This is a genomic window from Cypionkella sp. (assembly GCF_036782355.1).
Lineage (GTDB): Bacteria > Pseudomonadota > Alphaproteobacteria > Rhodobacterales > Rhodobacteraceae > Cypionkella.
Window position 1 is genome coordinate 1 of the sequence record NZ_DAIPZF010000026.1, and the last position, 26,272, is coordinate 26,272.

Annotated in this window: 27 protein-coding genes; 14 read left to right on the forward strand and 13 right to left on the reverse strand. The window is 61.4% G+C overall.

Translation table 11 applies throughout. The annotated features are described in order from the left end of the window. Nucleotides 1–275: 275 nt before the first annotated feature. From V7Q10_RS10940 to V7Q10_RS10955, 4 genes are all read right to left on the reverse strand, one after another. A complete protein-coding gene (locus V7Q10_RS10940; RefSeq protein ID WP_333869133.1) occupies nucleotides 276–1,763 on the reverse strand; it encodes a multicopper oxidase family protein in 1,488 nt (495 codons plus the stop codon). 67 nt (nucleotides 1,764–1,830) lie between these two features. Next, nucleotides 1,831–2,202 carry a hypothetical protein gene (locus tag V7Q10_RS10945; protein ID WP_333869134.1) on the reverse strand — a complete coding sequence of 124 codons (372 nt, stop codon included), beginning with the start codon at nucleotides 2,200–2,202 and terminating at the stop codon, nucleotides 1,831–1,833. Nucleotides 2,203–2,268: 66 nt separating this feature from the next. Beyond that, a complete protein-coding gene (locus V7Q10_RS10950; RefSeq protein WP_333869135.1) occupies nucleotides 2,269–2,970 on the reverse strand; it encodes an endonuclease/exonuclease/phosphatase family protein in 702 nt (233 codons plus the stop codon). Beyond that, nucleotides 2,971–4,536 (reverse strand): phospholipase D-like domain-containing protein, encoded by a 1,566-nt coding sequence (locus tag V7Q10_RS10955; protein ID WP_333869136.1) that lies wholly within the window; start codon nucleotides 4,534–4,536, stop codon nucleotides 2,971–2,973. A 174-nt stretch (nucleotides 4,537–4,710) separates the two neighbouring features. Here V7Q10_RS10955 and V7Q10_RS10960 point away from each other — a divergent pair, with 174 nt between their 5' ends. Both V7Q10_RS10960 and aspA read left to right on the forward strand, forming a co-directional pair. After that, nucleotides 4,711–5,589: a LysR family transcriptional regulator gene (locus tag V7Q10_RS10960; protein WP_333869137.1), complete on the forward strand. Its 879-nt coding sequence runs from the start codon at nucleotides 4,711–4,713 to the stop codon at nucleotides 5,587–5,589. A gap of 73 nt (nucleotides 5,590–5,662) precedes the next feature. Next, a complete protein-coding gene (gene aspA / locus V7Q10_RS10965) occupies nucleotides 5,663–7,075 on the forward strand; it encodes an aspartate ammonia-lyase (protein WP_333869138.1) in 1,413 nt (470 codons plus the stop codon). Here aspA and V7Q10_RS10970 read toward each other — a convergent pair. Genes V7Q10_RS10970 through V7Q10_RS10980 form a run of 3 tightly spaced genes read right to left on the reverse strand, consistent with a single transcriptional unit; the run spans nucleotide 7,072 to nucleotide 10,135 of the window. Continuing rightward, the gene (locus tag V7Q10_RS10970) at nucleotides 7,072–8,115 is read right to left on the reverse strand and encodes an ABC transporter substrate-binding protein (RefSeq protein ID WP_333869139.1); all 1,044 of its coding nucleotides are present in this window, start codon (nucleotides 8,113–8,115) and stop codon (nucleotides 7,072–7,074) included. The two genes, aspA and V7Q10_RS10970, sit on opposite strands and share 4 nt — an antisense overlap. After that, nucleotides 8,082–9,467 (reverse strand): sensor histidine kinase, encoded by a 1,386-nt coding sequence (locus tag V7Q10_RS10975; RefSeq protein WP_333869140.1) that lies wholly within the window; start codon nucleotides 9,465–9,467, stop codon nucleotides 8,082–8,084. Before V7Q10_RS10975 ends, V7Q10_RS10970 begins: the two co-directional genes overlap by 34 nt. After that, nucleotides 9,464–10,135 carry a response regulator transcription factor gene (locus V7Q10_RS10980; protein WP_333869141.1) on the reverse strand — a complete coding sequence of 224 codons (672 nt, stop codon included), beginning with the start codon at nucleotides 10,133–10,135 and terminating at the stop codon, nucleotides 9,464–9,466. Before V7Q10_RS10980 ends, V7Q10_RS10975 begins: the two co-directional genes overlap by 4 nt. A 147-nt stretch (nucleotides 10,136–10,282) precedes the next feature. On the opposite strand from V7Q10_RS10980, the gene V7Q10_RS10985 reads away from it, so the two are divergent. Genes V7Q10_RS10985 through V7Q10_RS11010 form a run of 6 tightly spaced genes read left to right on the forward strand, consistent with a single transcriptional unit; the run spans nucleotide 10,283 to nucleotide 15,913 of the window. Further along, the gene (locus V7Q10_RS10985; protein WP_333869142.1) at nucleotides 10,283–11,245 is read left to right on the forward strand and encodes a Bug family tripartite tricarboxylate transporter substrate binding protein; all 963 of its coding nucleotides are present in this window, start codon (nucleotides 10,283–10,285) and stop codon (nucleotides 11,243–11,245) included. Beyond that, the gene (locus V7Q10_RS10990; protein ID WP_333869143.1) at nucleotides 11,245–11,685 is read left to right on the forward strand and encodes a tripartite tricarboxylate transporter TctB family protein; all 441 of its coding nucleotides are present in this window, start codon (nucleotides 11,245–11,247) and stop codon (nucleotides 11,683–11,685) included. Before V7Q10_RS10985 ends, V7Q10_RS10990 begins: the two co-directional genes overlap by 1 nt. 12 nt (nucleotides 11,686–11,697) lie before the next feature. Next, nucleotides 11,698–13,221, forward strand: coding sequence for a tripartite tricarboxylate transporter permease (locus V7Q10_RS10995; protein WP_333869144.1), 1,524 nt, complete (start codon nucleotides 11,698–11,700; stop codon nucleotides 13,219–13,221). A gap of 9 nt (nucleotides 13,222–13,230) precedes the next feature. Next, nucleotides 13,231–14,589, forward strand: coding sequence for an acyclic terpene utilization AtuA family protein (locus V7Q10_RS11000; RefSeq protein ID WP_333869145.1), 1,359 nt, complete (start codon nucleotides 13,231–13,233; stop codon nucleotides 14,587–14,589). Beyond that, complete coding sequence (locus tag V7Q10_RS11005; RefSeq protein WP_333869147.1) at nucleotides 14,586–14,882, forward strand: DUF4387 family protein; 297 nt, start codon at nucleotides 14,586–14,588, stop codon at nucleotides 14,880–14,882. The genes V7Q10_RS11000 and V7Q10_RS11005 overlap by 4 nt, the downstream gene beginning before the upstream one ends. Further along, nucleotides 14,879–15,913 carry an AbrB family transcriptional regulator gene (locus V7Q10_RS11010; RefSeq protein ID WP_333869148.1) on the forward strand — a complete coding sequence of 345 codons (1,035 nt, stop codon included), beginning with the start codon at nucleotides 14,879–14,881 and terminating at the stop codon, nucleotides 15,911–15,913. Before V7Q10_RS11005 ends, V7Q10_RS11010 begins: the two co-directional genes overlap by 4 nt. 76 nt (nucleotides 15,914–15,989) lie before the next feature. Here V7Q10_RS11010 and V7Q10_RS11015 read toward each other — a convergent pair whose 3' ends face one another. Continuing rightward, the gene (locus V7Q10_RS11015; RefSeq protein ID WP_333869149.1) at nucleotides 15,990–16,454 is read right to left on the reverse strand and encodes a phosphatase domain-containing putative toxin; all 465 of its coding nucleotides are present in this window, start codon (nucleotides 16,452–16,454) and stop codon (nucleotides 15,990–15,992) included. 70 nt (nucleotides 16,455–16,524) lie between these two features. Here V7Q10_RS11015 and V7Q10_RS11020 point away from each other — a divergent pair, with 70 nt between their 5' ends. The 4 genes from V7Q10_RS11020 to V7Q10_RS11035 all read left to right on the forward strand — a co-directional run bounded on the left by V7Q10_RS11020 (nucleotide 16,525) and on the right by V7Q10_RS11035 (nucleotide 19,627). Then, nucleotides 16,525–18,276, forward strand: a complete 1,752-nt coding sequence (locus tag V7Q10_RS11020) for a DNA polymerase III subunit gamma/tau (protein ID WP_333869150.1) — start codon at nucleotides 16,525–16,527, stop codon at nucleotides 18,274–18,276. A 9-nt stretch (nucleotides 18,277–18,285) separates the two neighbouring features. After that, nucleotides 18,286–18,630, forward strand: coding sequence for a YbaB/EbfC family nucleoid-associated protein (locus tag V7Q10_RS11025; RefSeq protein ID WP_333869151.1), 345 nt, complete (start codon nucleotides 18,286–18,288; stop codon nucleotides 18,628–18,630). 11 nt (nucleotides 18,631–18,641) lie between these two features. After that, complete coding sequence (gene recR, locus V7Q10_RS11030; protein WP_333869152.1) at nucleotides 18,642–19,238, forward strand: recombination mediator RecR; 597 nt, start codon at nucleotides 18,642–18,644, stop codon at nucleotides 19,236–19,238. A gap of 182 nt (nucleotides 19,239–19,420) precedes the next feature. After that, a complete protein-coding gene (locus V7Q10_RS11035; RefSeq protein ID WP_333869153.1) occupies nucleotides 19,421–19,627 on the forward strand; it encodes a cold-shock protein in 207 nt (68 codons plus the stop codon). Between the two features lie 56 nt (nucleotides 19,628–19,683). On the opposite strand, the gene V7Q10_RS11040 is transcribed toward V7Q10_RS11035, so the two are convergent. After that, nucleotides 19,684–20,118, reverse strand: coding sequence for a hypothetical protein (locus V7Q10_RS11040; protein ID WP_333869154.1), 435 nt, complete (start codon nucleotides 20,116–20,118; stop codon nucleotides 19,684–19,686). 174 nt (nucleotides 20,119–20,292) lie between these two features. On the opposite strand from V7Q10_RS11040, the gene V7Q10_RS11045 reads away from it, so the two are divergent. After that, complete coding sequence (locus V7Q10_RS11045) at nucleotides 20,293–21,207, forward strand: alpha/beta hydrolase (RefSeq protein ID WP_333869155.1); 915 nt, start codon at nucleotides 20,293–20,295, stop codon at nucleotides 21,205–21,207. Further along, complete coding sequence (locus V7Q10_RS11050) at nucleotides 21,204–21,950, forward strand: class II aldolase and adducin N-terminal domain-containing protein (protein WP_333869156.1); 747 nt, start codon at nucleotides 21,204–21,206, stop codon at nucleotides 21,948–21,950. The genes V7Q10_RS11045 and V7Q10_RS11050 overlap by 4 nt, the downstream gene beginning before the upstream one ends. 13 nt (nucleotides 21,951–21,963) lie before the next feature. Here V7Q10_RS11050 and V7Q10_RS11055 read toward each other — a convergent pair whose 3' ends face one another. The 4 genes from V7Q10_RS11055 to V7Q10_RS11070 form a co-directional block, all read right to left on the reverse strand. Then, a complete protein-coding gene (locus V7Q10_RS11055; protein ID WP_333869157.1) occupies nucleotides 21,964–22,797 on the reverse strand; it encodes an alkaline phosphatase family protein in 834 nt (277 codons plus the stop codon). A gap of 72 nt (nucleotides 22,798–22,869) precedes the next feature. Continuing rightward, on the reverse strand, nucleotides 22,870–24,501 hold the full coding sequence (locus tag V7Q10_RS11060) for an ABC transporter ATP-binding protein (protein WP_442885861.1): 1,632 nt from the start codon (nucleotides 24,499–24,501) through the stop codon (nucleotides 22,870–22,872). Then, nucleotides 24,494–25,312, reverse strand: coding sequence for an ABC transporter permease (locus tag V7Q10_RS11065; protein WP_333869159.1), 819 nt, complete (start codon nucleotides 25,310–25,312; stop codon nucleotides 24,494–24,496). Before V7Q10_RS11065 ends, V7Q10_RS11060 begins: the two co-directional genes overlap by 8 nt. Next, nucleotides 25,309–26,265: an ABC transporter permease gene (locus V7Q10_RS11070; RefSeq protein ID WP_333869160.1), complete on the reverse strand. Its 957-nt coding sequence runs from the start codon at nucleotides 26,263–26,265 to the stop codon at nucleotides 25,309–25,311. Before V7Q10_RS11070 ends, V7Q10_RS11065 begins: the two co-directional genes overlap by 4 nt. Nucleotides 26,266–26,272: the final 7 nt, after the last annotated feature.

A 26,272-nucleotide genomic window follows, 5' to 3' on the forward strand; every position in this document is an offset into this window, starting at 1 on the left:
TTCGGTAAGGCGGTGTTTAGGCAAACTCAACAGAACCCGCAATAGCAAAAAACGCTTCTGTCGCGCTTTTTTCACATTGGCTTGGATTTCCCTTAGATTCCGCGTTTTCTAATGCTTGCCAGAGTGGATTTTTCCAAGCGACCCAGCCCTTGGGTCGGCTTTTGACGGGAGAATCGCGGCTTGAAGGGGCATTTGCAGCGCCAAAGTGATTCCTTGCACCGCTGTAAGGCGCTGGCGGGGCCAGAATCGACCGACCCCGCCAGTGCGCATCAGATCTAGCTGGCCTGAACGGCAAACTCGGTCATCATGCCGGTCGCAAGATGCGGCATGTGGTGGCAATGCAGCATCCAGCGCGCTGCCTCACCGGCATCAATCGCAATCGTCACCTGCGACATCGGCGGGACATAGACGGTATCGCGTACGGCACCAGCAAAGCGGGTGCCGTTGATCTGCACCACTTGAAAAGCGTGGCCGTGCAAATGCATCGGATGGCCCATCATCGACATATTGTGGAACATCAGTTCCACACGGTCGCCAGTTTTGGCGGTAATGGGCTGATGGCTGCCCCAGGTCTGACCGTTGATCGTCCAGACATAGGGCGCCATGCTTCCGGCCAGCATCACCATCTCGGCCTTGGCAGCGGCACGGTCTGGCAAGGGCACCAACGCGCGCAGCTGGCTTTCCTGCGCCAGATCCAGATCAAAGGCAGGCGAGGCGACTGCCGCAAGATCGTCCAGCCGCAGCACAGCCGCCCCTGCGGTGGCAAGGATCAAGCCGGTCTGTTCGCGCGCACCTTCGCGCAGCGCCAAGATCGGAAAGGCGCCCTGCCCCGCGGGCAGATCCAGCACAATATCCAACCGCTGCGCCATCGCGATGCCAAAGCGGCGGCCTTTTATAGGCACCACATCATGGCCATCCACCGCGACCAAAGCGGCTTCGACCCCACCGGTGTCGATCCAATAGGTCGTGGCCGCCGAGGCATTGACGATGCGCAGCCGCACCCGCCCGCCAATATCGACCTTGACCACCTGAGGATCGGCCAAGGTGCGGTCATTGGTCAGATAGGCGTCAAAGTTAAAGTCGTTCAGGTCCATCGCCATGCCGGGCATCGCCATTCCCGGCATCGCCATGCCATCATGGCCCATCGCCGACATATCCATGCCGCCCATATCGCCGCCGTGGTTCATGCCAGACATATCATGCCCCATCCCAGACATCGACGCGCCGCCGGTGATCTGCGCCAGCACCTCTTCGGGTGTCAGGAACGAGAAGTCGTGCAGGAACATCACCACCTCTTGGCGATCCTCAGTCAGATCCTTGGCACTGCGCACGATCAAAGGGGCTGCCAGCAGCTGCATCTCTTGGGTCGGGATATGGCTGTGCATCCAATGTGTGCCGGGCTGGGGGGCAAAATCATAATTCCGCGTCTCGGCGGGCTTTAGCTTGGCCATTGGCATGTCCGGCACGCCGTCTTGGGCATTGGGCGGAATTTGCCCGTGCCAATGGATCAGGGTTTCGACGTCAAGCGCATTGGTCAGCTGCACCTGAAACCGCTGATCCGGGTCAAGGATCAGCCCCTGCCCGCCCAAGCCATTGCTTAGCCCGTAAACACTGGCCGCCCGTCCGTTGATATCCAAGCTGCGGCTGCCCGCAACCAAAGACAGCACCGAAGATTGCGCGCGGCCCAGCTGCGGCAGCAAGCCCAGCGATCCCAGCGCAGCACCTGCGGCCAAAAAGCCGCGTCTTGTGAAAGAAGATGTCATGATAGCTCCGATTGGCCCCAAAGGGGGGCCTTGCAAGAAAAGAACGCCGCAAGCGCGGCAGGGGTTTTCAGGCGATCAGAGCAGATTGGGGCGGGCGCAGCGCGGCATCAGGGCTTTGGGCTTTGACCGCCCGCTGTGCCATCGGCAGGAAAGCCACCGCGCCCAGACGCGATTGCTGGGTTGGCAGCACAGGCGCGCCGTCAACAAGCGTGCCCACGCATAAAACATCACAAGCCAAATGCGCCGCGCCTTTGGCCATCACATCCGCAGCACCCATATGCGCGCTATGATCCATCGCCATCGCCACTTCGGGCGCTGCCACCGCCATCATCGCGTGCATGCGCTGCGGCGTGCCCACGGCCAAAACCGCAAAAACCGCCAACAACAGCCCCAAAAGGCGAAGCGTGTGGATCAGCGGGGACAAGGCTGCGTGTTTCATAGCCCCAGCCTAGCGCAGGCTTGGCAGGCAGCGCAATATAGATGCCAAAACTGTGATCCCACAGCCTTAGCCCAACAGCTGCAACCGCGCCCTCATCGGCAGATGATCTGACGCGCTGCGCGCCAAGACGCTGTCATGCGGTGCAAGATCCAGCAGACGGCCTCTGTCGCAACTGAATATCCGGTCATAGCGCAGCAGCGGAAAGCGTGCCGGAAAGCTTGGCAGCGGGGTCTGGATCGACACCCGCGAGGCCAGCGTGCGAAACATCGCAGCATTACGCGCCCATTCGTTCAGATCGCCCATCAGCAACAGCGGCCGGTCCGGCAGCAGCGCCAATGCGGCAACAATCGCGCGGGCTTGGGCGCTGCGCGAGCTGGGCAGCAGGCCAAGATGCGTGTTCACCACCCGCAAGGCTTGGCCGTTGATCTGAAGATCGCTCACCAGCGCCCCCCGCGGCTCGAACCCCGGTAAGATCAGCTTGTGCACCTGCTGCACCAAGGCCTTGCGCACCAGCAACAGATTGCCATGCCAGCCATGCGCGGGGCCGGTTTGATCCAGCGGCACCGCAACCAGATCCAGATCGCGCTGCAAGGCGTCTAAATCCAACAGGCCCTTGCGGGTGCCAAAGCGGGTGTCCACCTCTTGCAGCGCCAGAATATCGGCACCGATTTCGGCAATCACCGCCGCCGTGCGGCCAAGATCGCGGCGCCGGTCGCGGCCCACACCTTTGTGGATATTGTAAGAGGCGACAGTGATCTCGGCGGGCATCTACAGCAACCACTGAATAGGCAGCAGCCCAAGCGCGCCGATCAGCCAGCGCAGCGGCAGCGTGGTGTTGGGTTCTGCGTCAAACACTTGTGCGGCGCCATCCCTGTCTTGCCCGGTCCAGAGCATCGCCTGATCTGGGCCAAGGCTGAGGCGATAGGCCTGCGCGGGCAGGGTCCGGTCCAGCCAATCTGACAGGCTGTTGGCAATGCGGGGGCTGTCGATCAGCAGGCCCATCTCGGTGTTCAGCCGCCGCGACCGCGGGTCAAAGTTCAGCGAGCCGATAAAGCTGCGGCTGCGGTCAATGGTAAAGCCCTTGGCATGCAGCGCAGCTTTCGACAGATCAAACAGCTCGACCTCGCGCAGCGATTGACGCGCCTCGCCCTCACTTTTCAGCTCGTAAACCTCGACCCCGCCCGCCAACAGGTCGCGCCGATAGGGCGCATAGGCGCTGTGCACGATGGCGACATCGGTGGCCTCTAGCGCATTGGTCAGCACCCGCACCTGCACACCCTGCGCAGCATAGCCCGCCAGTTGCGCCGTCGCCGAAGCGCCGGGAATGAAATAGGCCGAGATCAGATCCAGACTGCTGTGCGGCGTGCCAATCTCGGCAAACAGCCGCCGGATCATCAGATCGCTGTCCTGATCGCCGCCCAGCACCTTTTCGGGCGCGTCGCTGAACAGCTGCACCGGCACCCAATCCATCGGCAAGGTCATCGCCATCAAGGCATCCGAGAAGGCCGAGCTGTGCACATATTCGGCATAGCGCCGCCCCGCGGGCGTGTCGCGCAGCGCCGCGTCGCGCGCCTGCAACAGGGTTTCAGACCCGGCTTGCGGCGTGATCAAAGCGCTGGCCGCAAAGGCCGCAGGACTGGACCAATAGCGCGCAAAGTCAGCGCCCACGTCTTTGGCGGCCGGACCAACCGCCAAGACATCAAGGTCAACATAGCTTAGCGGCCCACCTGTCTCGAAATAGATATCGCCAATGTTGCGCCCGCCAACGATTGTGACGCTGCCATCAACGGTGAAGGATTTGTTGTGCATTCGCCGGTTCAGGCGAAAGAAATCAAACAGATAATTCAGCTGCCGGTATCTGCGCAGGGTAAAGGGGTTGAACAGCCGCACCTCGGCTGTGGGCAGGGCGTCAAGCGCTGCAAGCTCTTGATCCAGCGCGGTGGTGCCGTTGTCATCCACCAACAGCCGCACCTTAACGCCGCGCTGCGCCGCCGCTTGCAATTCGCTTAGCAGCCGCAATCCGGTCAGATCGTCGTTCCAGATGTAATATTGCGCGTCGATCGACACGGTCGCAGCGCGGGCCAGATGAATGCGCGCGGCAAAAGCATCCGCGCCGTTTTGCAAGGTCACCACCCCCGACAGCCCCGGATGCAAGGCGATGTGCGGCGCAAGCCGCGTCGCCAGATCGCTGCTCAGGCTGGCCAAATCCGGTGTTTTAGCCGCCGCCGCTTGGTCGGGCAGCGGAAACGAGGCCCGCATCGCCAGCAAAAACACCGCAACACCGCCCGCAAGCACGCCAATGCCCTGCGCGGCTTTGCGCAGACTTTTGGCCATTCTGCCGCGCTGCTTCATGCATTCGCCTTTATCATCGCCACACCTTCCCACATCCTGCCCGCAAACTGGCGCGCGCGCCTTGATCTGAATCACCCCCGCCTGCAAATCGCCCACTGGCAAAGCCCGCGCGGGGCGGGCATGATGGCGCAGGTTTAGCGCAAGGGAGGGGGCAAGTTGGAGCATAAATGGCTCGAGGATTTTCTGATCCTTGCCGAGACCCGCAGCTTTTCGCGCGCGGCAGAGCTGCGCCATGTCACGCAATCGGCGTTTTCGCGCCGCATCCAAGCGCTGGAGATGTGGCTTGGCGCGCCGCTTTTGGACCGATCAAGCTATCCGGTGGCGCTGACGCCCGAGGGGCGGCATTTTCGCGAAACCGCCGAAGAGGTGGTGCGCCTGCTGAATGCCCAGCGCCACGGTCCTGAAAGCAAACCGCTGCCCGTGATCACCACTGCCGCCCTGCACACGCTGTCGATCACCTTCTTTCCGCACTGGCTGGCAGGCATTCGCGACCGCATCGGCCCCTGCACCAGTAAGGTGATGTCAGATAACTTTCTGATCTGCATCCAGACCCTGATCGAGGGTGGCTATGATTTTTTGATGACCTATGCCCATCCCAGCGTGCCGATCCCGCTAGATCCTGCCCGCTTTGTGCATCTGGTGATCGGGCAAGACAGCCTGCTGCCGGTCTCGGTGCCCAATCTGAAAGCGCCCCTGTTGGACGGCCGCCTGCCGCTGCTGCAATATTCGCGCGGCTCTTTTCTGGGCCTGATCACCGCGCAGGCGCAGCGGCAAGAGGGCGCGCCTGCGACCTATCTTGCCCATACCAACGAAAACTCGATGGCCGAGGCGCTGAAATATATGGTGCTGGCGGGGCATGGCATGGCCTGGTTGCCGCGCAGTCTGATTGTGGACGAAGTCGCAAGCGGCCGGCTGATCGTGGTTGGGCCAGAGTTGCAGATGGAAATCCGGCTTTACCGCAGCGCCGAGCGCAGCCGCCGGTTTCTGGATCAGGTCTGGCAGGCGGCGGCGCAAGGTTATGCAAAGCCCGCATAACCCAGACCCAAGCGGCATTGGACGAAAGCCCAAATCCGGCGCAAACCCGCGGCAACCCTGAATGGAGGCCGCTATGACCACGACCCGTCTTGAACATGATCTGCTGGGCGACCGCGAAGTGCCCCATGACGCCTATTGGGGCGTGCATACCCTGCGCGCGGTCGAGAATTTTCCCATTACCGGCCAGCGCATCTGCGACGCGCCCGATCTGATCCGCGCGCTGGCCTGCATCAAACAGGCCGCCGCCGCAGCCAATCATCAGCTTGGCCTGCTGGATGCGCCGCGCGCAGAAGCGATCATCGCCGCCTGTATCGAAATTCGCAACGGCGCGCTGCATGACCAATTTGTCGTCGATCTGATCCAAGGCGGTGCTGGCACCTCGACCAATATGAACGCCAATGAGGTGATCGCCAATCGCGCGCTTGAACTGATGGGACGCCAGCGCGGTGATTACCGCGCGCTGCACCCCAATGAACATGTGAATATGGGGCAATCAACCAATGATGTTTATCCCACCGCGCTGAAAATCGCGTCGTGGTTTGGCGTCAATCGCCTGATCGCCGCCATGGCCACCCTGCGCGGGGCTTTTGCCGATAAGGCGGCAGAGTTTGCCGATATCCTGAAAATGGGCCGCACCCAGATGCAAGACGCGGTGCCAATGACGCTGGGCCAAGAGTTTGGCACCTATGCGCTGATGCTGTCGGAAGACGAAACGCGGCTCTCCGAGGCTGCGATCTTGATTTGCGAGATCAACATGGGGGCCACCGCGATTGGCACCGGCATCACCTCTCACCCCGCCTATGCCGCCTTGGTGCGCGAAAAGCTGGCCGATATTGCAGGCGTTCCGGTCGTCACCGCGATTGATCTGATCGAGGCCACGCAGGATTGCGGCGCATTTGTGCAGCTTTCGGGCGTGTTGAAACGGGTGGCCGTCAAACTGTCAAAGATCTGCAACGATCTGCGCCTGCTGTCCTCTGGCCCGCGCGCAGGCTTTAACGAGATCAACCTGCCTGCCCGCCAAGCCGGATCGTCAATCATGCCGGGCAAGGTCAATCCGGTGATCCCCGAGGTCGTCAACCAAGTGGCCTTTGAAGTCATCGGCAATGATGTCACGATCTCCTTTGCCGCTGAAGGCGGGCAATTGCAGCTGAACGCCTTTGAGCCGGTGATCTTTTACAGCATGAACCGCTCGCTGTCGCATCTGACCGCCGCCTGCCTGACGCTTGAGGCGAACTGCATTCGCGGCATCACCGCCAATCGCGATGTGCTGCGCGGCTATGTGGAAAATTCGATCGGCATCGTCACGGCGCTGAACCCCTATATCGGCTATAGCAATGCCACCGAAATCGCGATGGAGGCGCATCGCAGCGGCCGTGGCGTCTATGAATTGGTGCTGGAAAAGGGGCTGTTGTCAAAAGAACGGCTGGATATGCTGCTGCGCCCTGAGATGCTGACCCGCCCGCAGGCCTTGGATCTGCTGCCCTAAGGCTGATCCATCGCGGCGCGCCATTCCTCTAAAAAGCGCTGCCGGGTCAGCTGATCCAACTGCGCAAGCAAGCCCGGATCCAGCCGGATCGGGCTAAGGTGGGGTTTGGCCACAAAAGCCTCGGCCTCGATTGCAGGCAGGCCCGCCGCGCCTGCGATCAGCGTCTGGCCTTCGGCTGACAGCAAATAGGCGACAAAGCCCGCCGCAAGGTCTGGGCTTGGCGCCGATTTCGGCACAAGGGCGGTGCGCAGCAAGGTTAGGGTGAAATCTTCCAGCTCGATCACCTGAAACCCCTGCCCTGCCGCGCCACCAGCCTCGGATTTTGGCGCGGCATAACTGCCCAGCACATTATAGGCCATCAGCAAATCGCCGCGCCGAATGGCTGCAATCATATCACCCGAACAGCAATACAGCTTGGCATCCAGCCGCCCCATCACCTCGGCCAGCCGCCAAAAAGTGTCAGACAGCCGCGCATCTTGGGCTGCAAACAAATAGCCCGCCCCCGAAACCGCCGGATCATAGCTGCCAACCCTGCCGCGAAAGCGGTCTGGGTGATCGCGCAGCAAGGCAATCAGATCGCGCCTTGTGCGCGGCACCGCCAAGCCCCCCGCCACAGCACTATCGGCCAAAAGCACGGTCACAGGTTCCTGCGCCACCGCCACCACCAGATTGCGCCAGCGCGTCCAATAGGGCCGCGCTTCGACCAAGGTTTGCGGCAGCGGCTGCACCAGCCCGTCATTGGCCAATTTCATCTGCAAATCCATTGCCGAGGAAATCACCACATCAAAGGCCCCGCTCGCGCTGACCGCCGCGTAAACCTCTTGGCTAGAGGCAAGCGTGTAATGCACCCCCAGACTTGGATTGCGCTGCAAGAATTCTTCGATCACCGGCGCCAGCACATCTATATCGGTGGTTGAAAGCACCTCGATCACCCGCGCCGGGGCCGCCGCCCCAAAGCTGCGCGAGGCCTCGATCTGAAACGCCTGCACGGGCATTGCCCAAAGGATCAGCCCTGCAAGGGCAGCGACAGCGTGGCGCAAGTGCCACCTCCTTCCCGTTCGGTCAGCGCAAAATGCCCGCCCATGGCGGTGGCGGCCTCGTCTACAATCGTCAGCCCAAGACCCGAGCCTGCGACATCGCCGACATTGCTGCCGCGCTGAAACCGCACCCGCAGACCCTGCACCGCACTGCCCCCAAGCCCGCGGCCACGATCACAAACCTCGATCACCGCAAAGCCATTGGCCATTCGCGCATGCAGATCAATGTCACTGTCTTGTGGCGAATATTTGATCGCATTATCGATAATATTGCGCAGCGCGGCCTCGACCAGCACCGCATCCCCTGCCACCGGCAGCGTCCGATCGGCAGGGGTCAGCCGCAGCGCCATATCCTTCATCTCGGCCATGGGGGTAAAGCGCGCCACCATCGCCGCCAGCATCGCGGCCAGATCCACCACCGCCAGCGCCTTTTGATCGGCGCGAAACAGCACCGTGGCGTGATCCAGCAACTGCCCCGCCGAACGGGCAGAATCGTCCACCGCCCGGATCAGGCTGCGCAGCCGCGCCCGCGTGGCCTCCTCGGCCGTCTGGCGCAGCGCCAATTCGGCCTCGTTGCGCATCACCGACAGCGGTGTGCGAATGTGATGTGCGGCCTCGGCGATAAAGGTTTCGGTTTGCGACAGCGTGCCGCGCAGCCGCCCGATAAAGCCGTTCAGCGCGGTGACAAAAGGCGCAAGCTCGGCCGGGGCCGGATGGCGAATCGGGCGCAGATCGCGCGGACCGCGCCGCCCCACCGCCTCGGCCAGCGTCGCAATCGGGCGCAACAGCGACCCCGCCGCAAGCAAAGACAAAGGCACCGCCGCCAAAAACACCAAAAGCCCCAAGCCCGCCGCGCGATTGGCCAGCCGCGTCGAGATCGCCTTTTGCCCCTCGCGCGTTTGGCCCAACAGCACGGTCAAGGGGCTGGCGCGATTGTCCACCATCAGGCTGCGCGACACCGCCGCCACCCGCAGCTCTGACCCGCGAAACGGCACGGTATAATAGACCGGGCTCAGCGCGGTTGGCGGCGTTGCAGGGGCGGGCAGATCATCATAGCCGGTCAGCGTCTGCCCGTTCAGCGCCACGCGGTAAAAGATCCGCTCTTCGCCCATCGCGGCCAGCATCGAAAACGTCACCGGCGACAGATCGACCACCGCCCCGCCCTCGCCTGCGCGCATTTCCTCGGCCATCGCCAGTGCCGCCGCGCCCAAAACCGCGTCCAGCGTTGCCTCGGACGCACGATCCGCGCCGATGCGCACCGACAGATAAATCAGCACCGACAGCACCGCCGACAAAGCCAGCAACGGCATCACCAGCCGTTGACGCAGCGAAACCGGCGTCACCCGCATTCTCATTCCGGGGTTTCCGTCAGCCGGTAGCCCAGCCCGCGCACGGTTTCGATTCGCGCCCGACTGCCCAGCATTTTCTTGCGCAGCCTGCCGACATAGACCTCGATCGCATTGTCAGACACGGGTTCTGAAAACGAAAACAACCGGTCCACCAGATGCTCTTTTGACAAAATCCGCCCGGGTGCTGCGATGAACAACTCCATCAGCCGCATCTCGCGCGTGCGCAGATCGCGCAGATCGCCCGCCACCGCCAAAGTCGCCGCCATCTGGTCAAACACCAAATCGGCAAAGGCGCGTGTGGCCTGTGCCACCCCGCCCCGCCTGCGCAAAACCGCACGGCAGCGGGCCTCTAGTTCGGCAAAATCGAAGGGTTTGGTGATATAATCATCGGCGCCTGTGTCCAGCGCATCGACCCGATCACTGACCGCCGACCGCGCTGTCATCACGATCACGGGGGTGGCCCCTTCGGCCTTGCGGTGCCGCGCCAGAAAATCGCGCCCATCGCCATCGGGCAACATAATATCCAGCAATATCAGATCGTAGCCTGCGGCCTGCAAACAGTCGCCCGCCTCGGCCAAGCTATGGGCGACGTCGACGCCATGCCCATCCATCGACAACCGCGCCTTCACCGAAGCCGCAAGATCGCGATTATCCTCGACCAATAAAAACCGCATCACCCCCCCTTGGCCCAGCACGCTGCGACGAATTTACGCAGGCGTGACAGGTTGGTGTCAGCTTTTCAGCTTTATCTGACCCACGCAAGCGCCACGACACCCAAGGAGGGGGCGGCGCCTTGACAGAAAAAACGGGAGGAACGACCTATGACCAAGCTTAAAATGCTGGCAACGACGGCTGCGCTGATGCTGGCCGGCACCACATCTGCCTTTGCAACTGAATGTATCGCCCCAGCAAACGCTGGCGGTGGCTGGGATTTCACCTGCCGCCAAGTGGGCAAGCTGCTTTATGATCTGAAACTGGTCGATGCGCCGGTTCAGGTCACCAATATGGCGGGCGCGGGCGGCGGTCTGGCCTATGCGCATGTTGTGGCCGATATGAACACCGATGCCGATGTCATCGTTGCGGCCTCTTCGGCCACCACCACCCGCCTTGCGCAAAAGGCCTTTGGCGATGCGACCGCAGACCAAGTGCGCTGGGTTGGCGCGATTGGCGCAGATCCGGGCGTGATCGTTGTGGCCAAAGACAGCCCGTTCCAAAATCTGGGCGATATGGTTGCAGCGATCAAGGCTGATCCGGGGTCTGTGGCCTTTGCAGGCGGCTCGGCAGCGGGTGGCTTTGACCATATGAAGCCGCTGCAAGTGATGAAATCCGCAGGCTTTAGCGACATCACCAAGGTGAAATACATCGGCGTTGACGGTGGCGCAGATGCGATCACCCAGACCATCGGCGGCCATACCCAAGCGATGACCGGCGATATGTCGGAAATCGTTGGCTTTATCAAATCGGGCGACGTGCGGGTTCTGGCCGTGCTGACCGAAGCGCGGGTTCCGGGCTTTGAAGACATTCCAACCGCGCGCGAGCAGGGCTTTGATGTGGTCGCGGTGAACTGGCGTGGTCTTTATGTGCCAAAAGGCATCTCGGACGATCAGTTCAACGCTTGGGCCACCAAACTGCAAGCCGTGGCCGACAGCGCTGAATGGAAAGAGACCATGACCGCAAACGGTCTGGCGCCTTTCACCAAGGTTGGCACCGATTTCCAAGGCTGGGTTGACGGTGTGATCGCTGAAACCGAGACGCTTTCGCGCGAAATCGGGGTTATTCAATAATGTCCAGCGACCGGATCTTTGGTCTGGTCGTGGTAATGGGGGCGCTCGCGTTTTTCGCGGGCGCTCTTCAAATCCAGACCAGCTTTTTGTCAGACCCCGTTGGCCCCCGCGTCTTTCCGATGCTGATCGCGACCGCGTCGGTTCTTTGTGGGCTGGTCTTGATTGCAAAACCTGATGCCGAACCCGAGTGGCCTGCACTTGCGGCTTGGGGCAATATGGCCATCGCTTTGGTGGTTTTGGTCAGCTATGCACTGTTGATCGGGCCGATGGGTTTTTTGGCCTCGACCGCGCTGGCCGCCGCTGGCGTCAGCTATCTGATCGAGAAAAACGCCCGCACCGCAGCCCTGACCGGCCTTGGCCTGTCGTTGGTGCTGTTTGTCATCTTTAAATACGGCCTTGGGCTTGGGCTTTTTGCCTTTCCTCGGGCTTGGATGGGCTAGGAAGGTCACATCATGGATACCCTTGCAAACCTCGCTTTGGGGTTCAGTGTTGCGCTGACCCCTTACACGCTGTTTCTGGCGATCTGCGGCTGCTTTTTGGGCACCATCATCGGGGCTTTGCCCGGTCTGGGGCCGTCAAACGGTGTGGCGATCCTGATCCCCTTGGCCTTTGCGCTGGGGCTGGATGCGACCCAAGCGCTGGTGCTGCTGACCTCGGTCTATTACGGCACCATGTATGGCGGGCGGATCAGCTCGATCTTGCTGAACATTCCGGGCGACGAGCCTGCGATGATGACAACGCTGGACGGCTATCCGATGGCCAAACAAGGCCGCGCCGGCGATGCGCTGGTGATTTCGGGGGTGGCGTCTTTTATGGGGTCGTTTCTGTCGACCATAGGCCTTGTTATCATGGCACCTTTGCTGGCCAGTATTGCCTATCTGTTTGGCCCAGCGGAATATTTTGCGCTTTATCTGCTGGCGTTTTGTACGCTGGGCGGGGTTGCCAGCAAAAACCAAGCCAAGGCCGCGCTGGCCGCCTGTCTTGGCCTTGGCATCGCGATGATCGGGTTGGACAATTCCACCGGCATGCCGCGCTTTACCGGCGGCAATCTGCATCTGTCTGATGGCATCGACTTTTTGGTCGCCATCGTCGGCATGTTCGCAATTTCCGAGGTGTTTATCTTTATCGAAAGCCATGGCCGCAATTCGGCGCTTGGCGTGACTTTGGGCAAGATCAGCATTCCGTGGAAAGATCTGAAGAACACTTTTGGCACCATGATGCGCTCGACCGGCATCGGCTTTGTCGCAGGCGTGCTGCCCGGTGCAGGCGCAAGCCTTGGCAGCTTTATGGCCTATATGGCGGAAAAGGGCTATGTTGGCAGCTCGGGCTACTTTGGCAAGGGTGACCCGCGCGGTGTCGCCGCCCCCGAGGCCGGCAACAATGCCGCCGCAGGCGGGGCTATGGTGCCAATGCTGACGCTGGGCGTGCCCGGATCGGGCACCACGGCGGTGATGCTGGCGCTTTTGCTGACGCTGAACATCACCCCCGGCCCGCTGCTGTTCAAAGATCACCCTGATGTGGTCTGGGGGCTGATTGCGTCGATGTTCATCGCCAATGTCGTGCTGTTGATCATGAACGTGCCGATGGTGAAGCTGTTTGTCAAAGTGCTGCTGGTGCCGGCTTGGGTGCTGATGCCGATGGTGACGATGGTCAGTTTTGTCGGCATCTTTAGTCTGACGGGCAGCTATTTCGACATGATCTTGATGATCTTCTTTGGCGCTTTGGGCTATCTGCTGCGCAAGCTGGATGTGCCGACGGTTCCGGTGATCTTGGGCATTCTGCTGGGGTCAGAAATGGAAGACGCGCTGCGGCGTGCCATGGTGCTGTCGGATGGCGATTGGAGCTATCTGTTCTCTTCGCCCATCGCCATCGGGCTTTGGGTTGCGGCCATCGGCGGTTTCTTGGCACCGCTGTTCTTGCGTGGCAAACTTGGCAAGCCAATGCCTGTCAGCGATACAACGCTCGACCAAGACTAAGGAAAGCCTATGACAACGCGTGTGCTGGTGCCATCTGGGGTTTTAGGGCTGGGGTTTGACCATGCAGCCCTTGCCCGCGGCATAGCCGCGCGCCCCGACATCATCGCCATCGACGGAGGGTCCACCGATAGTGGGCCCTTCTCGCTTGGGGCGGGGCAGTCGAAATATGCGCGCGCCGCCACAAGGTCGGAGTGGCGCGCGCTGATGCAGGCCCGCGCCGAGGCTGGCGTGCCCTTGGTGATTGGCACCTGCGGCACCTGTGGCACCGACAGCACGGTGGATTGGATGTATGACATCACCGCCGAAATCGCCGCCGAGCTGGGCCAAAGCCTGAAAATCGCGCGGCTTTATTGCAGCCAAAGCCCGATCAGCGTGATCGCAGCCCTTGGCATGGGCCAGATCGCCCCCCTGACCCCAGCCCCGCCGATCAGCCCCGAGGTTTTGGGCCAGATGACCCATATCGTCGCCCTTGCCGGCGCCGAGCAGGTGCAGGCAGCGCTTGCCAGCGGTGCCGATATTATCCTTTGCGGTCGCACCACCGACACCGCGATCATCGCAGCCCTGCCCTTGCAGCGTGGCGATCATGCGGGGGGCGCGTGGCATGGCGCAAAAATCGCCGAATGCGGCGCGCTTTGTTCCACCAACCCGACCTCGGGCGTGATCATGGTCGACTTCGATGCCGCAGGCTTTAGCGTCGAGCCTATGGCACTGGACGCCGCCTGCACGCCGCATTCGGTCTCGGCGCATATGCTTTACGAGAATGCCGATCCGTTCATTCTGCACGAACCGGGCGGCCATCTGGATGTGCGCGGCGCAAGCTATCTGGCACTGGACGCGCGCCGCGTGCGGGTGGAAGGCTCGATCTGGCAACCGGGCCCCTATACGGTGAAACTAGAAGGCGCGCGCATCGCGGGCTATCAAACCACCATCCTTGCCACCCTGCGCGCGCCGCATTACGTCGCCCATGCCAAAGATTGGGTGGCGCGGCTGACCGCGTTTTTGCACGCCGATATCGCCCGCAAAATGGCGCTGCCAGCGGAGAGCTACCAGCTTGAATTTCGCCTGATCGGGGTTGATGCCACGCTGGGCGCGATGGAAAACCGCAGCGCCGATCCGGTCGAGGTTGGGGTGCTGGGTCTTGTCACCGCGCAAACCCAAGCCATCGCGGCCGAGATTGGCAAGCTGATCAACCCTTGGGTGCTGCATTTCCCGCTGACCGCCAGCGAAGAGCTGCCGACCTTTGCCTTCCCCTATTCGCCCGCCACCACCGACCGTGGCCCGCTTTATGAATTTGCGCTGAACCATGTGCTGCATCTGGCCGACCCGATGTCGGCCTTTCGCCTTGTGGTGAGCGAGGTGACAGCATGAGGCTTGGCGATCAGGTTCTAAAAGTGCGATCAAAGAATGCAGGTCCGTTTTGGGTGACGATTGATGTATTTTGCGGCACCGCCGAAGCCTTTGCAAAGCTAAGCGCAGGCTTGCAAACCGAAGCGGTGGCAGCACTTTACGGCTGCCCGCTGCACTTGGTGAAGCGCTTTGATATTGCGGATTTAAGCGTGATCAAATTCTCGATCCCGCGTCCGGTGGTGCAGGGCTCTGCGCGCGACCGCGACATGCATGGCGCGCAATGGGGCATCTTGCTGGAAGAGGCGGATTTGTGAGCTATTTCACCCGCACAAGGTTGATGACCTTTGCGATTTCGGCGCTGGGGGTGGTGGCGTTTTTGCTGCTGCACCTGCCTTTGCCGCTGTTGCTGGGGCCGATGCTGGGCTGCCTGATTGCGGCCTTTGCGGGGGCCAAGCTGCAAGATTCCGGCATCTTTGGCGTGTTCATGCGGACCTTTTTGGGGGTGGCGGTGGGATCTTCGATCACGCCGGCGATCCTTGGACAGTTGCAGCAATTTGCCGGCAGCCTGATCTTTGTGCCCGCCTATATCGCGGTGATCGGGGCCTTGGGCTATCCGCTGTTTCGCTATGGCTTTGGCTTTAACCATGCCACAGCCTGGTATTCGGCGATGCCGGGTGGGCTGCAAGATATGCTGGTGTTTGGTGAAGAGGCGGGGGGCGATGTGCGTGCGCTGTCGTTGATCCATGCCACCCGCGTGCTGGTGGTGGTCACCATCGCGCCTTTGGTGATGGTCAGCTATTGGGGTGTTGATCTGACCAAGCCACCGGGCGTGGCTGCCAGCGAGATTGCGCTGTCGCAGCTGGGGCTGATGGTGTTTGCAGGTCTTGCGGGCTGGAAAATCGCCGAGCGGGTGGGACTATTTGGCGCCTCGATCCTGGGGCCGATGATCTTGACCGCGGCGCTGTCGATTGGCGGGGTGATCACCCACCGCCCGCCAGCCGAGATTATCTGGGCGTCGCAATTCTTTATTGGCATCGCGGTTGGGGTGAAATATGCCGGCATCACCTTGCGCGAGCTGCGGGTCTGCGTCGGTGCCGGCGTGGTCTATGCGCTGCTGCTGGCGCTGATCAGCCTGGGGTTTATCGAGCTGATCCATGTCTTTCACCTTGCCCCACCCAAAGACGCCTTTCTGGCCTATCTGCCCGGGGGGCAGGCCGAAATGGTGGTGATCGCGATTTTGGCCGGGGCGGATCTGGCCTTTGTGGTCAGCCATCATCTGCTGCGGATCATTTTGGTGATCCTGATCGGGCCTTTGGTAGAGCGACGGCTGCGGAGACCGTCCTAGGCTGGGGCTTCGGGGGTTTCACACCCCCAGCGCCTGCGGCGCTCCCCCGTGGGATATTTAGGCCAAGATGAAAGGCTTAGAGCGTGGTGGCCCAGTGGTATTGGGCATCAGTTTCCACAGCGCAGGGGCGGGCTTGGCGCAGGCGGTGCAGCGCGAGTGCGGGGGCCTCGCCTGCCTCGACCATCAGACGCAGCAGGGCAGAGCCCGAGCGGCCGCAGCCGCCCATGCAGTGCAGCAACACCTTTTGGCCTTGTGACAAGATCGCATGGGCTGCGGCCGAGATCTCTGGCCAGCCAGCTTGCGGTATGCCGTAATCGGGCACTGGGAAGGGCAGCCAAGCCACGCCCATATCGGCGAGATCCTGCGGCAAATCGGGGGCCTTGGCGGCTAATTCCTGCGGCAGCGTCAGGCTGATCACCAAAGACGGCCGCCAGAAGCGCAAAGCCTCGAGATCGGCTGCGTAAAAGCCTGCGCGTCCCGGCATTGGGCAGATCCCCAAAACGCCGCGCCCCAGGGGCAGTTCTGCAATTGTCAGCCGCATCTTCGCCTCTTAGGTTTACCTTCGCCCCTGCGCGCCCTAGTCTATCGTCAGTCGAATCCCAAGGGCCATCATGACCGAAACCTCTGAACAAACCTATCAGGTTCTGGCGCGCAAATATCGCCCCGCGACTTTTGCCGATCTGGTCGGGCAAGAGGCGATGGTCCGCACCTTGAAAAACGCCTTTGCGGCCGAGCGAATTGCCCATGCTTTCATGATGACAGGCATTCGCGGCACCGGCAAAACCACCACCGCGCGGATCATAGCCAAGGGGTTGAACTGTGTGGGCCCCGATGGCACCGGCGGGCCTACCACCGAGCCTTGTGGCCGCTGTGAGCCCTGCATCGCCATTGCCGAGGGCCGTCATGTTGATGTGATGGAGATGGATGCGGCCTCGCGCACAGGCGTGGGGGATATGCGGGAAGTCATTGATTCTGTGCATTATCGCGCCGCCTCGGCCCGCTATAAGATCTATATCATCGACGAAGTGCATATGCTGTCGAATGCCGCCTTCAACGCGCTGCTGAAGACGCTGGAAGAGCCGCCTGCGCATGTGAAGTTCATCTTTGCCACCACCGAAATTCGCAAAGTGCCGGTGACGGTGCTGTCACGCTGTCAGCGCTTTGATCTGAAACGCATCGAGCCAGAGGTGCAGATTGCGCTTTTGCGCAAGATCGCCACCGCCGAGGGCGCGCAGATTTCGGATGGTGCTTTAGCGCTGATCACACGCGCGGCCGAAGGCTCGGCGCGTGATGCCACCAGCCTGCTGGATCAGGCGATCTCGAACGGAGCCGGAGAGACCACGGCCGATCAGGTGCGCGCGATGCTGGGTCTTGCCGACCGTGGCCGGGTGCTGGATCTGTTTGATCTGATCATGAAGGGCGATGCGGCGGGGGCTTTGGCGGAACTGTCGGGGCAATATGCCGATGGCGCAGACCCGATGGCGGTGCTGCGCGATCTGGCCGATATCACGCATTGGGTCTCGGTGATCAAGATCACCCCAAGCGCAGCCGAAGACCCGACGACGCCGCAAGAAGAACGCGAACGCGGGCTGGCGATGGCGCAGGCCTTGCCGATGCGGGTGCTGTCGCGGATGTGGCAGATGTTGCTTAAGGCCTTGGAAGAAGTGGCCTTTGCGCCCAATGCGATGATGGCGGCTGAGATGGCGGTGATCCGCCTGACCCATGTCTCGGATCTGCCCGACCCTGAAACCTTGGTGAAAAAGCTGATGTCAGAGCCGCGCCCAAGCGGCGGTGGCAGTGGCGGTGCGCCTGCGGGTGGCGGTGGCGCCGGCATGGTGCATGGCGCGATGCGCATGGCCCCCGCGTCACCCGCGCGCGGGCCGACGATGCAGGGCGGTCAAGCGCTTGCACTGGCGCAAGGCCAGATGCCGGTCTATGCCACCTTTGACCAGGTCGTGGCATTGATCCGCGAAAAGCGTGACATGCGCCTGCTGATGGAGGTGGAAACCAGCCTGAAGCTGGCGAAATACGCCCCCGGTCGGATTGAATTTGAACCCGCCGCCAATGCCGCCCCTGATCTTGCCGCAAGGCTGTCGCAGCGGCTGCAAACTTGGACGGGTGAACGCTGGGGGGTGTCGATCGTCTCGACTGGCGGCGCGGCGACGATTGCGCAAGAGCGCGACCGCGCCGAGGAAGACCAGCGCGCCGAGGTGATGGAAAACCCCTTGGTGCAAGCCGTGATCGCGGCCTTTCCCGGTGCCAAGATCAGCGAAATTCGCACTGCCGCGGCGATGCAAGCCTCTGCCGCCATCGAGGCCTTGCCCGAGGTTGAAGACGAATGGGACCCCTTTGAAGATGACTAAGAGGTTGAAATGCTAAAAGGTTTAGGCGGTCTTGGCGATATGGCCAAGATGATGAAAGCAGCGCAAGACATGCAGGCCAAAATGGCCGAGATGCAAGACGAGCTGGCCCGCACCGTGGTGATCGGTGAAGCGGGGGCGGGGCTTGTGAAAGCCCGCTGCACCGCCAAAGGCGAGGTGACGGGGCTGGATATTGACCCTTCGATCCTTGTCGCCTCGGAAAAAGAGGTGGTCGAAGACCTGATCTTGGCCGCGCTGCGCGATGCGCAGGCAAAAGCCGCCGCGCGTGGGCAGGCCGAGATGCAAAAGATGACCCAAGCGCTTGGCCTGCCGGCCGATATGAAATTGCCGTTCTGAAGGCCGGCAGAATGCAAGACAGCCGCGACATCGAAACGCTGATCGAGCTGATGGCGCGGCTTCCCGGTCTTGGGCCGCGCTCGGCGCGCCGGGCTGTGCTGACCTTGCTGAAAAAGCGCGAGGCGCTGATGGCACCCTTGGCGCAAGCCATGGCGGGCGTGGCGCTTTCGGCCAAGGATTGCGGCATTTGCGGCAATATCAGCAGCCAAGCCACCTGCCCGATTTGCGCAGACCCTGCCCGCGCCACTGGCGAGATTTGTGTGGTGGAAGACGTCGCTGACCTTTGGGCGATGGAGCGCGGCCAAGCCTTTCGCGGCCGCTATCATGTGCTGGGCGGCACGCTTTCGGCGCTGGATGCGATGGGGCCGGACGAGCTGGGCATCCCCCGCCTTGCCGCCCGCGTCGCAAGCGAAGGCATCACCGAAGTCATCCTTGCGCTGGGGGCCACCGTTGATGGCCAGACCACTGCGCATTACATCGCCGACAGTCTGGGCGGGGCAGAGGTGCAGATCACCTCGCTGGCGCAAGGCGTGCCGATTGGCGGCGAGCTGAACTATCTGGACGATGGCACCATCGGCGCCGCCCTGCGCGCGCGGCGCAGATTTTAGGCAAAGCCAAAGCTTTCGGCCTATTTTTTTTCTTGAACTGCGATCGACAGCACCTATTTTTAAGGGGCGTTGTTATCGCTACTCGATCCCTGTCTCCGTTATCGGCCACAGCCTTCGATCAAAAGCTGACTGCGCCGAACCGCCGCAATCTCGCGGGCGGACTTGCTAGAGGAGACTTCACGATGGCTAAGGGCACCGTGAAATGGTTCAATGAAACCAAAGGTTACGGCTTTATCGCGCCAGAGGGCGGATCAAAGGATGTTTTCGTGCATATCACCGCGCTGGAACGCGCGGGGCTGCGGTCATTGAAAGATGGTCAAGCGGTGACGTTTGACATCGAAGCCGGCCGAGATGGCCGCGAATCGGCGATCAACCTGTCGGTGGCATGATCTGACGCCCACCCGAAGATAGACCAGAGGGGCAGCCGCAAGCCTGCCCCCTTGGCTTAGGAAAACCGCAGCGGATAGCGATCTCGCAGCGCATGTTCGAACCCCATCCGCATAGAAAGACTTGTTGCAGGCCCACGCAGCACCACGGGTTTTCCGCGCTGTTCTGGGAATTCTTGGGTCTTGCACTCGCTCGAGATCAGGATGACCGGCACCCGCATCACCGCCTCGCCCAGCAGCATATGCGCGCGCCGCCCTGCCTCGAGCCCACCGATATGGTCGCAATCCACCACCAGCAGACCATAGCCCGACGGATCGTCGATAACCGCCTCAAGCCCGGTGAATAGATCCAGATTGGCATCAATCAAGCCGCCAAGTTGCGCCAGCCGATTGTACAATCCGCAGCCCGCCTGATCAGCGCTGACCATCATTACCCGAATGTTGAGTCCGACGGGCGCAATATAAAGTTGCTCTATGGAACGAAGAACCTGCATGATCGTCTCCTGTGCCTGCTTGTTCTGCCTTGTGCTTCAAGGTTAACGAAGCGTTAAGGCAGAATTGCGGGCGCATTAAGGTATATTTCGAGAGTTTAAGGCGGTTATTAGACATTGAACCCCCATCGTTACCGCGCCATGATTGACGCAAGATCAGCAGGAGTCTGACCCAAGATGACAGGCCCAGATTACCAAAACCTTATCGATTCACAAATCCACAGCTTTATTCGTGCAACGGACTCTTGCTATCCGCCCGAGGCCGCCAGCCTGGATATCGCCGGACAGCGCCGCGTTTACGACATAATGTGCGCGCAGTTCCGCCAGCCCTATCCCGAGGGGATTCGTGCCCAAGACGAAACAATCGCGGGGGTGCCCTGTCGGCGCTACAGCGGTTCTGCGCCCAGCGTGCTGTATTTTCACGGCGGCGGTTTTGTGGTCGGCGGCTTGCACAGCCATGATGATGTATGCGCCGAAATCGCAGCGGCGACGGGGTTAGAGGTGATCTCGGTCGATTATCGGCTGTCGCCCGAACATGACCATCCTGCCGCCTTTGAGGATGCTTGTGCGGTGGCCTTGGCGCTGCGGGGGCCTTTGCTGCTGGTGGGCGACAGTGCGGGGGCCAATCTGGCGGCAGCGGCAGCACATGCGCTGCGCGGCAAGGCTGCCATTCTGGGGCAAGTGCTGATCTATCCGGGACTTGGCGGCGATCGCAGCCGTGGCAGCTATCAAACCCATGCTTTCGCTCCGATGCTGACCTTGGCGGATGTGGAGTTTTATGCCGGCATTCGCGGGCCGGAAACCCGTGGCGACGCCAGCCTTGCGCCGCTGCAAGACAGCGATTTTTCGGGCCTGCCACCGACCTATGCAGTGGCCGCTGAATGCGACCCATTGGCGGATGATGCGCTTGCCTACGGCGCTGCTATCATGGCCGCAGGCGGTCAGGCCCATGCGGAAACCGCAGCGGGCCTTGTGCACGGCTATCTGCGCGCGCGGCATATGTCTGACCGCGCGGCGGCGTCTTTTGCGCGGATCTGCGCAACCCTCTCGGCCTTTGCGCGCAGCGAATGGCCCTTTAAGGAAACCCAATGACCCTACACGCCAATATCACCAACTGGGCCGAACGCGTCGACCTTGCCGCGGCCTTTCGCTGGACGGTCAAGCTGAACCTGCACGAGGCGGTGGCCAACCACTTTAGCCTTGCCACCAATCCTGAAGGCACGCGGTTTCTGATCAACCCCAATGGCCGCCATTTTGCGCGTATCACGGCCTCGAGCCTGATCGAGATTGACGCCAATGACCCCAGCACGATGGACCGCCCCGATGCGCCCGACCCCACCGCGTGGGGCCTGCACGGCAGCATTCACCGCGCACTGCCCCATGCGCGCTGCCTGATGCATGTGCATTCGATCCATGCCACTGTGCTGGCAAGCCTTGCCGATAGCAGCTTGCCGCCGATTGATCAGAACTCGGCGATGTTCTTTGGCCGTCAGGTGGTGGATGCCCATTACGGCGGCATGGCCTTTGCCGAAGAAGCCGCGCGCTGCGCTGATCTGCTGCGCGATCCGAAAATCACCACGCTGATCATGGGCAACCACGGCGTGCTGATCATCGGGCAAAACGTGGCGGATGCCTTTAACCGGCTGACCTATTTCGAACGCGCTGCCGAGACCTATATTCGTGCGCTGCAAACCGGCAAGCCGCTGCGGGTGCTGTCGGATGCTGTGGCCGAAAAGACAGCACAGGAATGGGAGGCTTATCCGGCCTTTGCCGAATTTCATCTGCGCGAGATCAAGGCGCTGTTGGATGAAGAAGGCGCCAGCTACGCAAGCTAGCGCCCGCGCAGGGCTAGGCGGTGAAAAACGGCTTGGCCTGCATCGAGGCCGGCACCGCCACCCCCATCCGGGTCAGGATCGAGGGCGCCAGCGCAAGCTGGTCGAGCAGAACATCGCTTGCAGGCATCTGCGCATCGCCAAAGTAGTAAAACGCCACATCCTGCTGCAAGGGATCGGCACCGCCATGATGGCCGCGCGCGTCTTGGCCGTGGTCGGCGGTGATGATCACCTCGTAGCCCGCGGCGCGCCAGCGGTGCACAAAGGGCGCCATCTGGGCATCAAGCATATAGCAGGCGTTGTCCATTTCTTCGCAGTCGTGATAAAAACGGTGCCCCATGCTGTCGAGCGTGCAGCTGTGATACATTGCATAATCGACGCCCTTGACCTCGCACAGGCGGGTGAGCGTGGCGAAGAGATCGACATCCGAGGGCGTCATCTGGTTGATGTTGTCATAGCCGGTCATGGTGTGAAACCGGCCGTGATGGATCGGGCCTGCCTCCTCGTCATATTCGATATCGCGCACCAGATCGAAGGGGCTGCGATTAAACAGCTCGGACCAAAAGCTGTGGGCGACAGCGCCTGTGCGTTTACCCGCGGCGGAAAGTTCGGAAAACACATCGGGTTGGGCCAGCCGGTAGACCGCCTCATTGCCCCAGACCCGGTGCTGTTGCGGCGGCACGCCGGTGTGGATCGAGGCATAGCAGGAAGCCGAGGTTGAGGGCAGCGTCGCCCGCATCCGCCAGACCCGCGCCTCGCCGCTGGCAACCCAGCCTTCAAGATTGCCAAAGAGCCTGCGCCAATTGCGGTAGGGCACGCCGTCGATGAGGATCAGCAGCAATTTTTTCATGCAAACCTTTCGGCGCGCGGCAGGGCAAGGAGCCTCCGGCGGGGATATTTTCACCAAGATGAAAGCGCGGGCCTAGTTGCCTGCGCTTTCCATTTTGCGGCCCGCCAGCACCTTTTCCAGCCAGCCGATCTGCATTTCGGGGACCGAGGACAGCAAAAGATCGGTGTAATCGTCAAAGGGCGGCGTCAGCACATCGGTTTTGCTGCCATAGCGCACTACTTGGCCGCGATACATCACCGCGATCTTATCGGCGATGGCTTTGACCGTGGCCAGATCATGAGTGATGAAGAGATAGGCCACGGATTCGCGGGCTTGCAGATTGAGCAGCAGTTTCAGGATGCCATCGGCCACCAGCGGGTCGAGCGCCGAGGTGACCTCGTCGCAGATGATCAGCTTGGGCTTTGCGGCCAGCGCGCGGGCGATGCAGACGCGTTGTTTTTGCCCGCCCGAGAGTTCGGCGGGAAAGCGGTCGATAAAGCCCGCGCCCATTTCGATATCATCGAGCAATTCCTGAATGCGCTGGCGTTTGGCCTCGCCTTTGAGGCCGAAGTAGAATTCCAGCGGGCGGCCGATGATGGTGCCGACGGTTTGGCGCGGGTTCATTGCGGTATCGGCCATTTGATAGATCATCTGCACCTCGCGCAGATCATCTTTGCTGCGGCTGGCCAGATCGGGCGACAGTTTGCGGCCTGCAAAGGTAAGATCGCCCTTGGCTGCGGGCAAAAGCCCGGTGATCACCCGCGCCAGCGTCGATTTGCCCGAGCCGCTTTCGCCGACGATGGCAAGGGTTTGGCCTGCGGGCAGATCGACCGAGACGTTTTTCAGCACATCGAAATTGGTGCCACGATAGCGCGCGGTGATGCCCGCGACGGAAAGCACGGCGGGGGCTTCGGTCTTTTCAACATGGTCGATCGAGCGCACCGAGACCAGCGCGCGGGTATAGTCTTCTTGCGGGTGGTTGATGATCTGATCGGTCGGGCCATATTCGACCTTTTTGCCGCCGCGCAGCACCAAGATGTCATCGGCGACCTGTGCCACCACGGCCAGATCATGGGTGATATAGAGCGCTGCGACGCCGGTGTCACGAATGGCAGCTTTGATCGCCACCAGCACATCGATTTGGGTGGTGACATCCAGCGCGGTGGTGGGTTCGTCAAAGATCACCAGATCGGGTTTGGGGCACAGCGCCATTGCCGTCATCGCGCGTTGCAACTGCCCGCCCGAGACTTGGTGCGGGTAGCGGTTGCCGAAATTGGCGGGATCGGGCAGGCCAAGCTTGTCAAAAAGATCGACCGCGCGGGCCTCGGCCTCGGCGCGGCCCATCACGCCGTGCAAGAGACTGGCCTCGATCACCTGTTCCATCAGGCGTTTGGCGGGGTTGAAGGCGGCGGCGGCCGATTGCGCGACATAGGTGACCTCGCGGCCGCGCAGGATGCGCATATCGCCGGCACTCGCCTCGCGGATTTCGCGGCCGTTGAGCAGGATATGCCCGCCCGTCAGCCGCACGCCACCGCGACCGTAGGCCATGGCCGACAGCCCGATGGTGGATTTGCCCGCACCCGATTCGCCGATCAGCCCCAGCACGCGGCCCTGTTGCACCGCGACCGAGACATTGTTGACCAAGACCACATTGCGCGGCGCTTCGCCCGGCGGATAAGAGGTGGCCTCGATCCGCAAACCTTTGATATCCAAAACATTATGCACCACGGCCTCCTTTCAGGCTGGAGGTGCGCGACAGCACCCAATCCGCCACAAGGTTGACCGAGATCGCCAGCGCCGCAATCGCCATCGCAGGCGCAAGAGCCGCCGGAATGCCGTAGACCAGCCCCGCCGAGTTTTCTTTCACCAGCCCGCCCCAATCTGCCAAGGGCGGTTGCACCCCGAGCCCAAGGAAGGACAGCGTCGAGATGAACAGCACCGCAAAGATAAAGCGCAGCCCAAGTTCGGCCACCAAAGGCGACAGCGCGTTGGGCAGGATCTCGTGAAAGATCACCCAAGAGGTGCCCTCGCCACGCAGGCGGGCGGCCTCGACGTAATCCATCACCGTGATATCGACGGCCACCGCTCGGCTGAGGCGGAACACGCGGGTGGAATCCAACAGCCCCATCACCACAATCAGCGTGAAAACCGAAACATCAACCGCCGTCAGCACCACCAGCGCCAAGATCAGCGAGGGGATCGCCATCACCAGATCGACAAAGCGCGACAGCGCCAGATCGACCCAGCCGCCTGCGGTGGCGGCCAGAAACCCCAGCACCGACCCGGTGACAAAGGACAGGATCGTGGCACAGGTTGCGATAAAGATCGTCACCTGCGCGCCATAGATCATCCGCGTCAGCAGATCGCGGCCAATCGAATCCGTGCCCAGCAGATGCTTGGCCGACATCGGATCCCAGACCCCGCCCACCAACTCGTCCATCTTATAGGGCGCAATCCATTGCGCAAAAATCGCCACCAGAAAGAAGCCTCCGGTCAGCACCAGCCCCAGCAGGGCAGAAACGGGAATACGGCTCATTTCGGATGCCTCAATCTTGGATTTGCAAGGATCGAGACCACATCGGCCAAGATATTCAGCCCGATGTAGACGGCGGCAAAGATCATGCCGCAGGCCTGCACCACCGGCATATCGCGTTTGGTGACATGGTCGACCAAAAATTGCCCCATGCCGGGATAGACAAAGACCACCTCGACCACCACGACGCCAACCACCAGATAGGCAAGGTTCAGCATTACCACATTGACCACGGGGGCAATGGCGTTGGGGAAAGCGTGTTTCCAGATCACATTGATCGGCGACAGACCCTTCAGCTCGGCGGTCTCGATATAGGCGGATTCCATCACGTTCAAAATCGCCGCACGGGTCATCCGCATCATATGCGCCAGCACCACCATCACCAGAACGATCACTGGCAGAATGATGGCGTTCAGGCGTTCAAAGATGCCCATGCCCGGAAACACCATCGACATCGAGGGAAACAGATGAAACTTCACCGCCAGCACATACATCACGATATAGCCTGCCACGAATTCGGGCAGTGAAATCGTCGCAAGGGTGACGCCAGAAATCAGCTTGTCGGGCCAGCGCCCATTATAGCGCGCCGCAATCAAGCCCAGCGTGATTGCCAAAGGCACCGCGATCACCGCGGCCCAAAAGGCCAGAAAAATCGTATTGCCCAGACGTTGCCCCACCGATTTGGCAATGTCTTGGCCGTTGCTAAGCGAAACGCCCAGATCTCCGGTGGCAAAGCCCAAAAGCCAATGCCCATAGCGCCATAAGATCGGCTCGTTCAGCCCCATCTTTTCGCGCAGGTTGGCCAAAGACTCTGGCGTGGCAGATTGCCCCAACATCGCCTGTGCGGCATCCCCTGGCAAAGCAGCGACGCCGAAAAATATCAGCGCCGAGACTGCAATAAGCAGGATCAGACCCAGCGCAAGGCGCTGGGTCACAAGTTTCACAACCGGATGCATACCGATC

Excerpts from the sequence above, each read along its gene's own strand:
- V7Q10_RS11020 (WP_333869150.1), top strand. The coding sequence starts at position 16,525 with ATGACCGAAACCTCTGAACAAACCTATCAGGTTCTGGCGCGCAAATAT.
- recR (WP_333869152.1), top strand. The coding sequence starts at position 18,642 with ATGCAAGACAGCCGCGACATCGAAACGCTGATCGAGCTGATGGCGCGG.
- V7Q10_RS10945 (WP_333869134.1), bottom strand. The coding sequence starts at position 2,202 with ATGAAACACGCAGCCTTGTCCCCGCTGATCCACACGCTTCGCCTTTTG.
- V7Q10_RS10980 (WP_333869141.1), bottom strand. The coding sequence starts at position 10,135 with ATGCGGTTTTTATTGGTCGAGGATAATCGCGATCTTGCGGCTTCGGTG.
- V7Q10_RS11035 (WP_333869153.1), top strand. The coding sequence starts at position 19,421 with ATGGCTAAGGGCACCGTGAAATGGTTCAATGAAACCAAAGGTTACGGC.
- V7Q10_RS11005 (WP_333869147.1), top strand. The coding sequence starts at position 14,586 with ATGAGGCTTGGCGATCAGGTTCTAAAAGTGCGATCAAAGAATGCAGGT.
- V7Q10_RS11000 (WP_333869145.1), top strand. The coding sequence starts at position 13,231 with ATGACAACGCGTGTGCTGGTGCCATCTGGGGTTTTAGGGCTGGGGTTT.
- V7Q10_RS10990 (WP_333869143.1), top strand. The coding sequence starts at position 11,245 with ATGTCCAGCGACCGGATCTTTGGTCTGGTCGTGGTAATGGGGGCGCTC.
- V7Q10_RS10995 (WP_333869144.1), top strand. The coding sequence starts at position 11,698 with ATGGATACCCTTGCAAACCTCGCTTTGGGGTTCAGTGTTGCGCTGACC.
- V7Q10_RS10975 (WP_333869140.1), bottom strand. The coding sequence starts at position 9,467 with ATGAGAATGCGGGTGACGCCGGTTTCGCTGCGTCAACGGCTGGTGATG.
- V7Q10_RS10955 (WP_333869136.1), bottom strand. The coding sequence starts at position 4,536 with ATGGCCAAAAGTCTGCGCAAAGCCGCGCAGGGCATTGGCGTGCTTGCG.
- V7Q10_RS11015 (WP_333869149.1), bottom strand. The coding sequence starts at position 16,454 with ATGCGGCTGACAATTGCAGAACTGCCCCTGGGGCGCGGCGTTTTGGGG.
- V7Q10_RS11065 (WP_333869159.1), bottom strand. The coding sequence starts at position 25,312 with ATGAGCCGTATTCCCGTTTCTGCCCTGCTGGGGCTGGTGCTGACCGGA.
- aspA (WP_333869138.1), top strand. The coding sequence starts at position 5,663 with ATGACCACGACCCGTCTTGAACATGATCTGCTGGGCGACCGCGAAGTG.
- V7Q10_RS11055 (WP_333869157.1), bottom strand. The coding sequence starts at position 22,797 with ATGAAAAAATTGCTGCTGATCCTCATCGACGGCGTGCCCTACCGCAAT.
- V7Q10_RS11040 (WP_333869154.1), bottom strand. The coding sequence starts at position 20,118 with ATGCAGGTTCTTCGTTCCATAGAGCAACTTTATATTGCGCCCGTCGGA.
- V7Q10_RS11050 (WP_333869156.1), top strand. The coding sequence starts at position 21,204 with ATGACCCTACACGCCAATATCACCAACTGGGCCGAACGCGTCGACCTT.
- V7Q10_RS11045 (WP_333869155.1), top strand. The coding sequence starts at position 20,293 with ATGACAGGCCCAGATTACCAAAACCTTATCGATTCACAAATCCACAGC.
- V7Q10_RS11025 (WP_333869151.1), top strand. The coding sequence starts at position 18,286 with ATGCTAAAAGGTTTAGGCGGTCTTGGCGATATGGCCAAGATGATGAAA.
- V7Q10_RS10950 (WP_333869135.1), bottom strand. The coding sequence starts at position 2,970 with ATGCCCGCCGAGATCACTGTCGCCTCTTACAATATCCACAAAGGTGTG.
- V7Q10_RS10985 (WP_333869142.1), top strand. The coding sequence starts at position 10,283 with ATGACCAAGCTTAAAATGCTGGCAACGACGGCTGCGCTGATGCTGGCC.
- V7Q10_RS10940 (WP_333869133.1), bottom strand. The coding sequence starts at position 1,763 with ATGACATCTTCTTTCACAAGACGCGGCTTTTTGGCCGCAGGTGCTGCG.
- V7Q10_RS11070 (WP_333869160.1), bottom strand. The coding sequence starts at position 26,265 with ATGCATCCGGTTGTGAAACTTGTGACCCAGCGCCTTGCGCTGGGTCTG.